This is a genomic window from Sphingomonas sp. Xoc002 (assembly GCF_050408055.1).
In the GTDB taxonomy this organism is placed as follows: domain Bacteria; phylum Pseudomonadota; class Alphaproteobacteria; order Sphingomonadales; family Sphingomonadaceae; genus Sphingomonas; species Sphingomonas yabuuchiae.
Genome location: NZ_CP191175.1, coordinates 2160591 through 2176067 on the forward strand (window position 1 = coordinate 2160591; position 15477 = coordinate 2176067).

The following is a 15477-nucleotide window of genomic DNA, read 5'->3' on the forward strand; positions in this document are numbered from 1 at the left end:
TAGTCGGACAAGATCGCCCAAAGACCATTACGGGGAGGATCATCATGCGGCCCATCATCGCCAGGGTTTTCGCGAGCGCTATCGCCATGGCCTGGATGGCCTCCGGCCCCGCCTCGGCGGCGGACAAGACCGATCCCCTGGCCCCGACCGGACGGTGGAGCGCCAATCAGGATGGGCAGGCCGCGCTGCCGCCGATGGGCTGGAACAGCTGGAACGCGTTCAACAGCGATGTCGACGAGGAAAAGGTCATGGCCTCGGCCCGGCTGATCGTCGAAAAGGGCCTTCGCGAGGCGGGCTATCGCTATATCAACATCGATGACGGCTGGTGGCTGCGCCGTCGCCAGCCCGATGGCCGCTTGGTCATCCGCGCCGACAAATTTCCCTCCGCCGCCGCTGGTGCAAACCAGCAGACCAGCTTTCGACCGCTGACCGACCGGCTTCACGCCATGGGGTTCAAGGCGGGAATCTATTCGGATATCGGCCGCAACAGCTGCGGCCAGGTCTATACCCCGAACTTCGCCAACCAGCCCGAGGGCACGGTCGCCGAGCGCGAGGTCGGGCTGTACGGTCATATCGATCAGGATATCACGCTCTATTTCCGCGAATGGGGCTTCGACTATATCAAGGTCGATGGCTGCGGCATTCGCGGGCTGGGCAAGGACAGCGACCATGTCCGCAAGGGCGACTATCGCGAACTGACGCCGCTGATCGACATGAACTCGCTGGCGCGGACGAACATTCCCGCGGTGCGTTCGCTCTACGATCAGGTTGCGACCGCCCTGAAGCGCGAAAACCCCGATGGCGACTATCTGTTCTCGTTATGCCTGTGGGGCTCGTCGGACGTGCGCAGCTGGGGCAAGCAGATCGGCAATGTCTCGCGGACCAGCGACGACATCACCGCCCATTGGTCGCGGATGCTGACCAATCTCGATACCAGCGCCAGTCGTGCGCTCTATGCCCATCCCCATACGTGGAACGACCCCGACATGCTGTTCGTCGGATCGGGCGAGTTCGATGCCAACCACATGACCGAGGCGCGGTCGCACTTCGCGATGTGGGCGATGATGAACGCACCGCTGCTGATCGGCTTCGACCTGCGCAAGGCCAATGCCGAGCAACTGGCCCTGCTCGGCAACCGGGCGATCATCGCGCTCAACCAGGACGCGGGGGCGAACCAGGCGGTGCCCGCCTATCTGTCCAATGATGTGCAGATTTTCGTGAAGAGCCTGGCCAATGGCGACAAGGCGGTGGCGCTCCTCAACCGTACCGCCGCGCCCGTGCAGCCGGTGCTGACCGCCGATCATCTGAAGCTGCGCGGCGATGTCTCTATGACCGACCTGTGGACGGGCGCGACGAGCCGCTTCTCTGGCGAAACCAAGCTGACCCTCGCGCCGCACCAGACGCTGATCTACCGCGTGACCGGCGCGCATCGTCTGGCGGATGGCCACTATCTCTCCGAGACCCCCAGCGATGTGAACCCGGCCGAGGACGGCATCGTCACGCCGGAGGGCGATCCGGCCATCCATCACGAACTCAGCCCCTGGGGCGGCAGCAAGGGGCCGGGCGATTTCCCGCAATATGCCGGTTGGGGCGGCGCGCAGGCCGATCGCACGCCCTTCGGCCGACCATTAAGGCTGAGCGGCAAGGTGTACGACGCCGGCATTGGCGTGCTCGCCAATTCCCGGCTGGAGGTGCGCAATCGCGGCCAGGCGCGGTTCAGCGCCATGGTCGGCATCGACGACTCCGCCACCGCACGCGGACGGCGGGTGGTGTTCGAGGTTTATGGCGACGGCAAGCTCCTCACCCGCTCGCGGGCCGTCGCGCTCAACGAAGCGCCGGTCGCCGTCGAGGCGGATGTGCGCGGCCGCAAGCTGATCGAACTGGTCGCCCGTGTCGATAGCGCTCCCGAGGCGCCGCTGCCCGTCGTCTGGGCGGATGCGCGCCTGACGGGGTGACGAACATTCGTGCCGACTTTCATGGCCTTGCCGTTTGGCGCGGGCCATGCAAAAGTTCGGGCAAAGGACAAGGGAGAGGGTGATGAAACCCAATTGGCAGGGGCCATCGCTGACGCGTCGTCAGCAACTGGCCGGGATCGCAGGCGGCCTCGCTTTGGGAGCGCTACCTGGCTCACTATGGGCGCAAACTGCCCCGTCGTTGCGCGATCTGGCCGCGCAGAAAGGCATCCTGTTCGGCACCGCGATCAATGCGGGCCGGGGTTCGCCGATCAACGATCCGGGTTACGGTGCCATCGTCGCGCGCGAGTGCGGCGTGCTGGTCCCCGAAAACGAGATGAAGGTCTATGTGCTGGGCAACGATCCCGCGCATCTGAACTTCGCCCCCGCCGACCGGATCGCCGGGTTCGCCCGCGACAACCGCATGAAGCTGCGCGGGCATACGCTGCTCTGGAATTACGAGAAGTACATCTCGCCCGCGCTGGCCGAGACGGTGACGAAGACCGGCGCGGAGAAATGGCTGCGCAGCTATATCGCGGCGGTGGCAGGGCATTTCGGCGACCAGATTTACAGCTGGGATGTGGTTAACGAAACGATCGATCCCAAGACCGGCGAAGTCCGGGGCACGGTGTTCGACAAGGCGCTGGGCTTCGACGTGTTCAAGATCGTCTATGAGGCCGCACGCGAACACGCCCCCCATGCCCAGCGCGTCTATAACGACTATATGTCGTGGGAGGTCGGCAACGAGACGCACCGCGCGGGCGTGCTCCGCCTGCTGGAACGGTTCCGCAAGGAGAATGTCCCGGTCGATGCGCTCGGCATCCAGAGCCATCTCGGCAATGACGGCAGCCATTCGAAGGTCCAGCGCGCCGAGTGGAAGCGCTTCCTCGATGCCGTCACGGCGATGGGCTATCGCCTGCTCATCACTGAATTCGACATCAACGACCGCGAGATGCCGAAGGACATCGCCCGGCGCGATACGCAGGTCGCCTCGGTCGCCAAAAGCTATCTCGACATGATGCTGTCCTATCCGCAGCTCGACCAGCTGCTGTGCTGGGGCCTGTGGGACAAGCATAGCTGGCTCAACGGCTTCGCCCCGCGCGCCGATGGCCTGCCGCAGCGTCCCCTGCCCTATGACGATGCGCTGAAAGCCAAGCCGCTTCGCGCCGCCATCGCCGCTGCGCTGAGCGCCGCCCCCGTCCGAAAGTCCATCGCATGATCCGCCGTCCCCTCGCCGCCCTCGCCCTGTCGCTCCTCATGACGGGCGCGGCGTCCGCCCAGACCGCGACATTTGACCGCTTTACCTATCAGGGCCGCTCGATCGAGCAGGTGAAGCCAAAGGCGGGCGAGTATCTGAACCCCATCGTCTCCGGCTATTATCCCGACCCGTCGGTGACGCGGGTGGGCAAGGACTATTATCTCGTCAACTCGTCCTTCGCGCACTTCCCCGGCCTGCCGATCTTCCACTCGACCGATCTCGTGCACTGGACCCAGATCGGCAATGCGATCGACCGGCCGGGCCAGCTCGACTTCACCGGGCGCTCGGTGTCGGAGGCGGTGTTCGCGCCCGACATCAGCTACCATGACGGCACCTTCTATATCGTCAACACCTGCGTCCAGTGCCGGGGCAATTTCGTCATCACCGCCAAGAACCCGGCGGGGCCATGGTCCGACCCGATCTGGCTGCCTTTCGAGGGGATCGACCCGTCCATCACTTGGGATGGCGACCGCGCCTATATCGTCAACAATCGCGCGCCCGATGAGACGCCGCGCTATGACGGCCACCGCGCCATCTGGATCCAGGAATATGACTGGCGCGCGGGCAAGATGGTCGGCGAGAGCACGCAGCTGGTCAATGGCGGCGTCGACCTGTCGAAGAAGCCGGTCTGGATCGAGGGGCCGCATATCTTCAAGAAGGACGGCTGGTATTATCTGACCGCCGCCGAAGGGGGCACCAGCGTCAACCATTCGCAGGTAGTCCTCCGCTCGAAAGAGCTTCGCGGCCCCTATGTTCCGTTCGCGAACAACCCGATCCTGACCCAGCGCGATCTCGATCCGAAACGCCCGCACCCGATCAGCGCGGCGGGCCATGCCGAGCTGGTCCAGACGCAGAATGGCGACTGGTGGGCGACCTTCCTTGCGACGCGGCCCTATGCCGATGATTTCTACAATATCGGGCGCGAGACCTTCCTGCTGCCCGTGACCTGGAAGGACGGCTGGCCGATCATGCTGGACAAGGGCGAGACGGTACCCTGGACCCACAAGGTTCCAAACCTGCCCGCTTCGCCCGCCCCCAAGCTGCCGACCAGCGGCGATTTCGGCTATACCGACGAGTTCGACGGCACCCGGCTGGCGATGCAATGGATCGGCGTACGTACGCCGAAGACGCCATTCTATTCGGTCGCGAAGGGTGTGCTCACGATGAAGGGCGGTGATGCGCTGGGCGATCGACAGGGCGTACCGGGCTTTGTCGGGCGGCGACAGCAACATGCGATCGCGGATGTCTCGACCACGCTGCGCTTCACTCCGACCAGGGACGGCGCCCGCGCCGGGCTGGTCGCGATGCAGAACGACTATGCCTATCTGTTCTTCGGCCTGACCCGCATCGACGGCCAGCCCCGCATCGCGCTCTACAAGCGGGAGGGCAAGAACACGCGCGACGAGACGGCGGCCGAGACGCTGATCGCCTCGGCCCCCTTCGCGCCCAAGGGGCCGGTGACGCTGACCCTTCATGCCAAGGGCGGGACGATGGGTTTCGACTATGAGAGCGGCGGCAAGCGCGCGACGCTGACAAGCGACCTCGATACCCGCTTCCTCAGCACCGAGCGGGCGGGCGGCTTTGTCGGGACCGTGATCGGCCCCTATATGTACAACCCGCGATGAGATGGCTTCCGCTCGCGCTGCTCGCCACCCTGCCTGACTTGGCGGGCGCGCAGGCCTGGCAGTCGGATCGTGGTGACGGCACCTATGCCAATCCACCGCTCTATGCCGATTATCCCGATCCCGACATCATCCGGGTCGGGCAGGACTTCTACTTCATCACCACGACCTTCGCGAACGTGCCCGGCCTGACCATCATGACCTCGCGCGATCTGGTGAACTGGCGGTTCGTCGGCCATGTCATCGACCGGCTGGAGGGGCTGCCGCAATATGATCTGAAGGACGGCGGCGCGTATCGGAAGGGCATTTTTGCGCCCAGCCTGCGCTACCGCGACGGGGTCTTCTATATCGCGGTGACCCCGGTGGGCGAGAAGACGCGTATCTATCGCTCCAAGGACATTCGCGGTCCGTGGGACATGAACCGGATCAACGAGGCCGCCTTCGACCCGGGTCTGTTCTTCGACACCGATGGCAGCGCCTATATCATGACCTCGGTCGGGTCGGACGGCACCAACACGCTGCTCAGCCTGGACCGCGACCTGCGCACCGTCACCGACAAGCGCGTCGTCTATTACAACAAGGGCGCGGAGGGCTCGAAGCTCGTCAAGCGCGGTGACTATTACTACATGTTCAACGCCATCCCCCGGCGGCTGGGCATGACCGTGTCGCGCGCGAAAAGCCTGTTCGGCCCGTGGGAGACGCGCGACCAGATCGACGACAAGACCGGCGGCCACCAGGGTGCGATCGTCGATCTGCCCGACGGTAGCGACTATGGCTTCGTCATGGTCGATGCGGGCGCGGTCGGGCGGATGACCAATATCAGCCCCATGTTCTGGAAGGACGGCTGGCCGGTCTGGGGTACGCCGCAAGCCCCAGGCCGCGTTCCCGCCACCGCGACCAAGCCGATCCAGGGCCAGTCGGTCAGCATCCTTCCCGCCTCGGACGACTTCTCCGCGCGGACGCTGGGGCCGCAATGGCAGTGGAACCACAATCCCGTCGCCAGCGGCTGGTCGCTGACCGAGCGGCCGGGCTGGATGCGGCTGCGCGCGGGTCAGGCTCCGGCCTTGTGGAGCGCCCGCAACACGCTGCTGCAAAAGGGGCAAGGACCGTTCAGCCGGGGCACGGTGGCGATCGACACCTCGCATATCCGCAATGGCGATCAGTGCGGCTTCGGCACCTTCGGCAAATATAGCGGCCATATCGCAGTCGGCCGGGGCAGCGACGGACGGCTGACCCTGACCATGCGGGTGATCGAGGATGTCGCGGCCGAAAAGGGCACGACGCAGAAGACCGATATGCGGGTCGATGCACAGCCGGTTACGGGGCAGCGCCTGTTCCTTCGCACGGACATGGACTTCAAGACCGACCGGGCCAGCGTCGCCTATAGTGTGGACGGACGGAACTGGCAGGCGCTGGGCGGGGAATTTCCGCTCGCCTTCGATTGGCGGACGGGCACGTTTCAGGGGCAGCAATATGTGCTGTTCTGCTACAATCCCGGTGGCAAGGGAGGGTGGATGGACGTCGACGGGTTCACACTGACGGGGCGGTGATCGCGTGGCCTTCGACTGCGCTCAGGTTGAACGGAGCGAAGGGCGAAGGCCACCATCCCTCAGATCGTCGGCAGCCCCCGCTCCACGATCTTGCGGATCAGATCGCGGTGCTTCGGCAACCCCGCCAGCAACCGCCCGGTCTGCACGTCATTCTCCCGCCGCGCCCGCTGGGCCACAATCGTCTCGGCGATCAGGCTGCCCGGCGCGATGTCGGTGCGCTGGCCCATGCCGTACAGGACATATTGGTAGCTGGCCGAAGGAAACACCTCCTCCACCCGGTCGAACTCGTCATGCATCCACGGCGCCTGATAGCGCCAGAGTTCCATCAGCTCCTGCAACCGATCCGGCATCGTCTCAGGCCGACAATTGTCGCGCCAGAAGTCGCTGTCGGTCCGCTGTGTCAGCGAATAATGCAGCTTCAGGAAATCGACGATCCGGCCCCAGCGGTAGAGCGTCGTGTCGTTGAACCGCTTGGCGACGGTGTCCATCACTTCGCGACAGGCGGGCATCTGCTCGGCGATCAGCTTGGCCGAAAGCTCGATCAGCACGATGGCCGACGCCTCCAGCGGCTCCAGGAACCCCGCCGCCAGCCCGACGCCGACGCAGTTGCGCTCCCAGAAGCGGGTGCGATGGCCCGCCCGGATCTTCAGTTCGCGCACCGGCAGGTCACGCCCCGCCTCGCCCAGATAGGCCCGCAGCTCGCGCTCGGCATCGTCACGATCGATATGGCTGCTCGAAAAGACATGCCCCACCCCGCGCCGCGTCGGCAGGCCGATGTCCCAGATCCAGCCGGAGGACTGCGCCGTCGAGATGGTATGCGACGCGATCGGCGCCTCGGGATCGTCATAGGGCACCTGGATGGCCAGCGCGGTGTCGCAGAACAGCACGTCGTTCAGCGGCTTGAACGGCACCCCCATCGCCTCGCCGAGCAACAACGAGCGAAAGCCGGTGCAGTCCACGAACAGGTCGCCCGTCACCTCACCCGCCTGCGCCGTCCGCACCGCGCGAATGTCACCGGTTTCGGTCAGCAATACCTCTTGGACATCGGCCAGCACATGCCGAACGCCCAGCTTCTCGCAGCAATGGCGGCGCAAAAAGTCGGCGAATTTCCCGGCATCGAGGTGATAGGCGTAATTGGCGATCGCCTCATATTCCGGCGTCGCGATCGTCTTGGGCGCCAGCCCCGCATCACAGATGCGCCCCTGCGGCGTCACCGCATCGCAGAAGCTGACCTGCTCGCCCTCCGCCGTCAGCCAGTGCGGGGCCAGGTTCACCTGCGCGAAACTCTGCGGCAGCATCAGCGGATGGTAATAGCCATCGTCCGCCGCGCCCGTGGTCCAGCGATTGAACCGCGCTCCCTGTTTGAACGAAGCGTCGCATTCGCGGAAGAACGCCGTCTCCGACACACCCATCTTGCGCAATGTGGTGCGCAGCGTCGGCCACGTCCCCTCGCCCACCCCGATGATGGGCACATTGGGGGACTCGACCAAGGTGACGGTGAAGCCATGCGGCCGCCGCCCCTGATGCCGGGCGGCGATGACGCCGGCGGTCAGCCAACCGGCCGTACCGCCGCCGACGATCACGATATTCTGAACGGGCTGAACCATGGGTCAGTAGGTCCGAGAAGCGGCGGGGATGTCAAGCCGAAGCCCGCCATCCCCGCCACCGGCCATCATCAGAAGCGGTAGCGCGCGCCGAGCGTGAAGCGGCGGCCATAATCGAACACATCGAGCAGCTGGTTCTTGAACCGGCCATGCGTGCTCTGCTTGTTCTTGTTGATATTGAGCGCTTCACCGAAGATCGAAAAGTTCTTCGTGACGTCGTAGCTGCTGGTCAGGTCGACCTGGAAGCTCTGGTTCACGAAGGTCGGCTCGGCACCGTACGACCCGGTATTCTGGTTCTGGCCAAAGCCCGCCAGATATTCGTCACGCCAGTTCAGCGCGGTCCGGAACTGGAAGCCGTTCTTGTCATAGAAGCCGACGAAATTCGCGGAATTCGCCAGACCGGTCACCGCGAAGCCGCTCTGCCCGACGATCTTCGGGTCATAGGGCTTGTTGGTGTTGACGAAGGTGCCGTTGGCTTGGAAGCCGAAGCCGCTGTCACCGAACACCTGCTGCCACGCAATTTCGACACCACGGACCGTCGCGTCGGGACCGTTGACCTGCGCCGTGATGGCGAAGACCGCCGGGTTGCCCGTCGTCGGATCGATCACGCCGCCCACCGTCTGGTTGGTCACGCCGCCGACGATGAAGTTGCTGACGTTCTTCAGGAAGAGGTCAACCGCGATGTACGAGTTGCGCTGATAATACCATTCCGCCGCCACGTCGAAATTGCTGGCGAGGTAGGGCTTCAGGTTCGGGTTGCCCCCGCTGCCCGACAGGGCACCGACACGCTGGCCGTTGCCGATGCCGACGACGGGGTTCAGCAGGCTGAGGCCCGGACGGGTCAGCGTGCGCGACGCGTCGAAGCGAAGCTGTAGGGTGTCGGTCACTTCCAGTCGCAGATCGACCGAAGGCAGAACATAGGTGTAGCTGCTGCGGTTCGAGATCGGCTGGACGTCGGTGAAGGCGATCGACAACAGCGTCGGATCGGCGGCACTGCGCGTGATGACCGTGGGCGCACGACCCTGGCCGATCGAGCGGAGGCGGGTGTTCTCGGTCCGCACGCCAAAGGCGGCGTGCAGCGGCATGCTGCCGATCTGACCTTCCATCTTGCCGCTGAAGAACAGCGACAGGGTCTTTTCGTTGACCGACAGGATGCTGCCCGGATCGACCGCTTCGGTGAATTGGCCGGTGAAGCCGTTTACGCCACCATTATAGTTGAAGCCAGGGACGTTCTGCGCCTGCGGGTTGCCCAAGCTGGTCAGATAGTTCTGATAGGCCTGCGGGCTATAGACCAGGACCGACGGTGGTAGCGTGCCGCCAAAGCCAGGGATGAAGTTGTTGAGGCTGATCGATCCCTGATACAGGCTCGACGGCAGCGGCGAGACGCCCGAGCCCTGGCCCGACGGCGCACCGTAACCGGCATAAGCCTGCCAGAAATTGTTGGTGAAGGTGCTGCGGTTCAGCAGGTTGAAGGTGTCGTCGGTGTACTGACCACCCGCCTTGAGGGTGATGTTGTCCTCTTTCCAGGTCACGACGCCGCGGAATTGCTTCAGTTCGTCGGTGTTCTTCTGGGTTTGCAGGACGGTGACGTGCGACCCGATCACCGTCGGATCGGCCCAACGGCCACCGTTACCGGCGGGACCGAAGTTGCTGATCGACGGGAACGCCTTGTTGCTGTCGGCGGTGATGTTGAAGCCCAGATTGGTGCCCAGCGCGCCGCCATAGCCGATGTCGCCGTTGCTGCTGCCGATGGTGTTGCCGGGGTTCAGCCAGCTCTTGGCATAGGCGCCGTCCGCCTCGACGGTCAGCTTCTCGGTGACGTCCCACTTGACGTTCAGACCGGTCTGGTTGGTCTGAAGGATCTGCTTGTTCATCGCTGCGGTGAAGTCGGTTGGAGAACCGGCCTGGGTAAAGCTGACCGCCGTGCCGTTGGCATCCTGCTTGACGTTGCGCAACGCATCCTGACTGAACCACACGCCGAAGCCGTAAACGTCCGTCGAGATCGTCTGGCGCGAGAAATTATTGTCCAGCGTGACCATAAGGTCGTTGCTGGGGTGCCATTGCAGAGCGACGCGACCATCGACGCGCTCGTCCTGGGTCCGCTGCTGTTCGGCGCCATATTGCTGCGGGAACCAGCCGGTCAGGGTGCGGCGTTGGCTGGGGTCAGCGTTGGGGTCGAAGGTAGGTCTGCAGACGGTGGCGGTGCTGCCTTGCAGCTGGCAAGGCGCGAAGTTGCCGCCCGGCCAGCCCGACACGAAGACGCGGTTGGTATCGGTATCACGGCGGGTATAGATGAAGCTCGACAGGATACCGAGCGTGTCATCAGCGAACGTGTCGCTGACCAGCGCGCCGAGCGTCGGCACGACATGGCCCGCGCGGTCCTGAAGCGACCCGGAAGCGCTGACGGCGGCGCGGAAGCCGGGGTGGTCGAACGGCTTGGGGAACTGGATGTCGACGGTCGCGCCGATCGAGCTGGACGCCAGCGACACGTCCGGCGTCTTCAGGACACTGATGCCGCCGATGAAGTCCGAGCCGACGGTGCTGAAGTCGATCTGGCGACCGCCGGTCGCGGTCGAGATGCGGCGGCCGTCATAGAGCGTGGTGTTGAAGTCGCCGCCAAAGCCGCGAACGGTGATGCCGGTCGGCTCGCCACGGGCACCGGACCGCTGGATCGAGACGCCCGGCAGGCGCTGGAGCGAGGCCGCGACGTTGGAATCGGGGAATTTGCCGATGTCTTCGGCCGAGATCGCGTCGACCACGCCGGTCGCGGTACGCTTGATGTCGAGGTTGCGCTGCAAGGAGCTACGCAGGCCGGTGACGATGATGTCGGCGGTGGTCGCCTCGCCGGCGGGAGACGGGCTGTTATCGGCTTCGCTGGGGGCGGTCGACTGGTCCTGCGGGGTTCCGGCCTGCTGGGCGGTGGTGGTGTTGGCCTGGACCGGCACGTCCGGGCGAACCGCGCCGCTGGTCTGGGCGAAGGCCGTTGCGGGCGACACCATGGCGAGGGCCATGAGCGGCGAGACGCCCGCCATCAAGGTCCGGCGCGAAACGAATGCAGCCACAAATGCAGTGCGAGCCACCATCTTCCCCTCTCCTACGTTTATCATATTCATGCGCGGCCGACGTTCTTGCGCCGTACCACCCATTCGATGATTCGATGTTAGCGTTATAATAAATGCTCCACAAGCCATTTGTCAGAGCGGATGCGAACGGCTATCCCGTGGCTTGACGGCAGGCGCATGGGACGGACACAGTCCCGGCCTGACCGCCCGCTTCGCACGTAACGCGACGGGACCAGAGGGGATGAAGGGACCGACCGGCATGGCCGAAATGGAATTGCTCGACAGCGCGCGTCATGCGGCCCTGCGCATCTCCCCCGCCCCCGATGCGGGGCGTCACTTCGTCCAGCTTGTGGCCGACGAGTTCCTGGCCGCCGCGCTCCATTACCCGATCCTGATGGCCCGGCATCCCGAAACCGGCGATCTCTATCCCGGTGCGCTGATGGGACTGGTGCCGGACGAAAATCTCTGCCTCGCACCGAACGGCACGCTGGCGGACTATCGCCCCGCCGATCTGGAGCGTCAGGGCTTCTACGTCTCGGGCGAGAATATCGCGATCGACGTGCATCATCCCGCCCTGACTCAGATGGACGGCGCGGCCGTGTTCGACACGGACGGCGGCCCGGCCCCGGCGCTTCGCCGGGTGCAGGCGGCGCTGCGGCGGCTGCATGTCGGCCTGCCGGAGACCGAGCAGTTCCTGCGGCGACTGGAGCAGAACAGGCTGGTCGAGCCGATCGACCTGAGCTTCGAATTCGACAATGGTGAAAGCCTGCGGCTCGACTCGCTCTATACGATCAGCCTGGATGCGGTGCATGCGCTTCCCGACGACGTCGCGCTGGCGCTGTTCCGCTCGGGCGACCTGCAGCTCATCTATGCGATCACCGGATCGGTCCGGCATATCCCGGCGCTGGCGCGGCGGCGCAACGAGCGGCTGAGCGGCCTCACCCGATGACCCTGGCGGCGGCCGAGATCGACCGCGCGGCGCTGGACGGGCAGGACGCCTTTCGGCGGCTGGTGGTCGAGCCCTGCCGCCCGGTCGTCATTCGCGGCGCGGCGTCGGACTGGCCGCTGGCAGAGGCCGCGAAGATTGATGGCGACGCCCTCACCGCCTATCTCGCGCGCTTCGATGCGGGTCGACCGGTCGAGGCGTTCGTCGGCGATGCGGCGATCAGCGGCCGCTACGATTACAACGACGATTTGTCGGGCTTCAACTTCCGGCGACAGGCGATGGCGCTGGGCGAAGCGGTGCGGCGTATGACGGCTGGGAGCGACAGTGAGACGCTTTATGTCGGCTCCTTGCCGATCGCCAACGCCCTGCCCGGACTGGCCGAGGACAATCGCCTGCCCTTCGCGCCGCCGGGCGTATCGCCGCTGATCTGGATCGGCCATGCGTCGACCGTCCCATGTCATTACGACATGATGGACAATATCGCCTGCGTGGTGGCCGGGCGGCGGACCTTCACCCTATATCCCCCCGACGCGATCGGCGACCTGTATGTCGGGCCGATCGATCACACGATGGCAGGCCAGCCGGTCGCCCTCGCCGCTGGATCCGAACCCGGCGACCCGCGCTATCCCCGGTTCGAGCAGGCGCGCGACCGGGCGATCACGGCCGAGCTGGGGCCAGGCGATGCGCTCTACATGCCAAAGCTCTGGTGGCACCGGGTCGAGGCGACGGGCGCGCTCAACATCCTGGTCAATTACTGGTGGGACGCCTTCCCGGTCGGCCCCGATCAACCTTTCCCGACCATGCTCCTGGCGATGAGCGCAATCGCGGGCCGCCCGCCCGCCGAACGGGCCGCGTGGCGGGCCTGGTTCGACCATTATGTCTTCCGCCCCGAGGGCCATCCGCTCGCCCATCTGCCCGAGGAGCGTCACGGGGTTCTGAGCGACGGTCCGGACCATGCCAAGATGGTCCGGGCGCACGCGATGCGGATGCTGCGCGGGGGTTAGCGCGGGCTAAGCGTCACCCCCTGAACCACGACTTCAGGATCGACCAGCCAGAGGGTGACGCGGTGCTTGCCCGCCGACAAGGCAGGCAGCACGGTCGAGGCGACACGCCGGTTCTCGATCACGGAACGGCCCCACGTCTCTTCCGTCTCGCCCGCCATCAGGTCCAGGACGATCGGCGCACCGTCATCGACCGACACCGCGATCCGGTGCTTGCCCCCGCCCCGCACGTCGAGGCCCGGTGCCGCGACCACGCCCAGCGTTACCGGCCCGGCTTTGGTCCAGTTCACGTCATAGACGATATGCGGGCTGTCGCCGCCCGGCCGTTCGATCACCGGCGCGGTGGTCGGCGTCGCGACCATGGCGGCGCCCTCGGCGGTGAAACCCGCGACACGCTGCCACCGGATACCCCGCCCGTCGACCGCGCGACCGGCATCGGCGGCGATCCGGACCAGCGGTTTCGGCGTGACCGGCGGCAGCGGCAAAGGCTTTTCGACCGTCGCCAGCGCGGGCATCACATCGGCATCGGGCTGCTGCCAGCCGGTATAGCCGATATGGGTCTGGGCCATCATGCTGGTCCATTTGCCGCCCGCGGTATCCACCTCGTAGCGGCGGCGGATCACAGCATCCTGCGCGAAATAGCCGCGCGCGGCATCGGCGAAGCGCTTCGCCTTGGCTGCATCCCCCGCCTGCGCCGCCGCGCGATTGGCGGCGACCCCTTCATACAGCCGGTGCAGGTTGGTCATCGCCTCGACCCGGTGGAGGACCAGCTCATAATAGGCGTCGCGCAAATTGACGGGCAGCGTCGCCCCGACCCGGCGCGCTTGCGCCTCCAAGGCATTCCACTCGCCCAGGACCCGCGCCCATTCACCATCGGCATAGCCATAGGTCGTCGCATCGATCAGCTCGGGCTTGCGACGGCTGGCCAGCTGGCCATAGCGGGTCAGGAGTCCACCGATTTCCGTCCCGTGCGAGGCGCCGAACTGCGCCGTCGCCCATTTCGCCGGATAAGCCTGCATCGCGGCCAGATTCATGCGCCTGGGGTTCCACGCCATGTCGAGGAAGAAGCCGATCGGATATTCCATCGGCTTCAGATCGCCGACATTGACGATCCACAGGCGATCCGCACCATAATCATCCGCCATCCGCATCTGTTGCCAGACGCGGGGGACGGCGTTGGTGTCTAGCCACTTATAGTTGCGCGGCCCGCCGACATAATCGAAGTGGTAATAGACGCCCGCCCCGCCCGCGCGGCGCTCGCCGATCGGGGGCAGGCGCCGGATATTGCCCCAATTGTCGTCGGCGAACAGCAGGGTCACGTCGTCGGGGACGCGCATCCCCTTGTCGTAATAATCCTGCACCTCCTTGTAGAGCGCCCAGACCTGCGGCGTCTCTGCCGCCGGACGCTTGGTCACGTCGGCGATGATCTGGCGCTGGTCGCGGACGATCCGCTCTAACAGATCGGTCGCCGTGCCCTCGGTCATCGGTTCGTCCCCGTCGCCGCGCATGCCGATGGTTACGGGGTCTTCGGCCTTGCCGCGCCGCTCGATGCCTTTCCGCCAGAAGGACCGAAGCACGGGGGCGTTCTTCGTGTAATCCCAAGGCCCGGTACCCTCACGCTTCCAGTCGGCCTGCGCCCGCTGCATCGGTTCGTGATGCGAGGTGCCGAGCAGCACCCCCATCTCCTGCGCCAGCGGAGCCGAGGCGGGATCGTCCTCCCATAGCGACTTGCCCCACATGGCGGGCCAGATAAAATTGGCCTTGGACCGCAGCAGCAGGTTGAACACCTTCTCATAGGCCAGGTGATTGACCCCGCCGAACTTGGTCCGCGCCCAGTTGCCGAAGCCCGGCTCCTCGTCATTGATGAAGATGCCGCGATACTTGACCAGCGGATGATCCGCGACGCGCCCCGCCGTCAGATAAAGGGTCGGGTGGCGTTGCGCGGGCACATCGGCCCACCAGGTCCAGGGGCTGACGCCTGCCTTCGCGCTGATGTCGTACAGGCCGAAGATCGTGCCGCGCCGATCCGCCCCGGCGATGACGAGCGCACGCGCGACACCGGGCGCGGGATCGTCGACCACCTGCTCCACATAGCCTTCCCACTGGCCCGCGAGGCCCGAGACATCCAGCTTGCCCGCCTTCACCAGCGCATCGATCACCGCGCTATGGCCCAGCGTCCCCGCGATCACCGTGGCCCCGCTCGAAACGTCGCGGGCGAGCCTGACCTCGCCGCCGCCGACCGCTTTCAGATCGGCGACCAGGTCGCTGGCGGCGCGCGCCACGCCGGGCTCATCACCCGCATCGACGACGACCGTCGCCACGCGACCCGGCACCAGCAGCGACAGCGCCCCCGGCGTCGATCGCTCGCAGGCCGCGACCGCGCCAGCGCAATCAGGCGCGGCCCAGGCGGCACCGGGGATCAGCGCCGACAGCGCGGCGGACAGGAACAAATGGCGCATCGTCTCTCTCCGCGCCCCGTCCT

Annotated in this window: 9 protein-coding genes; 6 read left to right on the forward strand and 3 right to left on the reverse strand. The window is 65.7% G+C overall.

Features of this window, described 5'->3' with window-relative positions; all coding sequences use genetic code 11:
- The first annotated feature begins 44 nt into the window (after positions 1 to 44).
- The 4 genes from ACQR50_RS09640 to ACQR50_RS09655 all read left to right on the forward strand — a co-directional run bounded on the left by ACQR50_RS09640 (position 45) and on the right by ACQR50_RS09655 (position 6382).
- Positions 45 to 1955, forward strand: a complete 1911-nt coding sequence (locus ACQR50_RS09640; protein WP_428968143.1) for an NPCBM/NEW2 domain-containing protein — start codon at positions 45 to 47, stop codon at positions 1953 to 1955.
- Positions 1956 to 2037: 82 nt separating this feature from the next.
- Positions 2038 to 3171 carry an endo-1,4-beta-xylanase gene (locus ACQR50_RS09645; RefSeq protein WP_428968144.1) on the forward strand — a complete coding sequence of 378 codons (1134 nt, stop codon included), beginning with the start codon at positions 2038 to 2040 and terminating at the stop codon, positions 3169 to 3171.
- On the forward strand, positions 3168 to 4835 hold the full coding sequence (locus tag ACQR50_RS09650; RefSeq protein WP_428968145.1) for a glycoside hydrolase family 43 protein: 1668 nt from the start codon (positions 3168 to 3170) through the stop codon (positions 4833 to 4835). The genes ACQR50_RS09645 and ACQR50_RS09650 overlap by 4 nt, the downstream gene beginning before the upstream one ends.
- Positions 4832 to 6382 (forward strand): glycoside hydrolase family 43 protein, encoded by a 1551-nt coding sequence (locus ACQR50_RS09655; RefSeq protein WP_428968146.1) that lies wholly within the window; start codon positions 4832 to 4834, stop codon positions 6380 to 6382. Before ACQR50_RS09650 ends, ACQR50_RS09655 begins: the two co-directional genes overlap by 4 nt.
- A 59-nt stretch (positions 6383 to 6441) precedes the next feature.
- Here the strand turns inward: ACQR50_RS09655 and ACQR50_RS09660 are convergent, their stop codons facing one another.
- A complete protein-coding gene (locus ACQR50_RS09660) occupies positions 6442 to 7989 on the reverse strand; it encodes a tryptophan halogenase family protein (RefSeq protein WP_428968147.1) in 1548 nt (515 codons plus the stop codon).
- A 68-nt stretch (positions 7990 to 8057) separates the two neighbouring features.
- On the reverse strand, positions 8058 to 11069 hold the full coding sequence (locus tag ACQR50_RS09665) for a TonB-dependent receptor (RefSeq protein ID WP_428968148.1): 3012 nt from the start codon (positions 11067 to 11069) through the stop codon (positions 8058 to 8060).
- A 220-nt stretch (positions 11070 to 11289) separates the two neighbouring features.
- On the opposite strand from ACQR50_RS09665, the gene ACQR50_RS09670 reads away from it, so the two are divergent.
- Complete coding sequence (locus ACQR50_RS09670) at positions 11290 to 11997, forward strand: SapC family protein (RefSeq protein ID WP_428968149.1); 708 nt, start codon at positions 11290 to 11292, stop codon at positions 11995 to 11997.
- Entirely contained in the window at positions 11994 to 12998 is a 1005-nt protein-coding gene (locus tag ACQR50_RS09675) for a cupin-like domain-containing protein (protein WP_428968150.1), read from the forward strand. Before ACQR50_RS09670 ends, ACQR50_RS09675 begins: the two co-directional genes overlap by 4 nt.
- Here the strand turns inward: ACQR50_RS09675 and ACQR50_RS09680 are convergent.
- The gene (locus ACQR50_RS09680; RefSeq protein ID WP_428968151.1) at positions 12995 to 15454 is read right to left on the reverse strand and encodes a glycosyl hydrolase 115 family protein; all 2460 of its coding nucleotides are present in this window, start codon (positions 15452 to 15454) and stop codon (positions 12995 to 12997) included. The genes ACQR50_RS09675 and ACQR50_RS09680 overlap by 4 nt on opposite strands.
- Positions 15455 to 15477 lie beyond the last annotated feature (23 nt).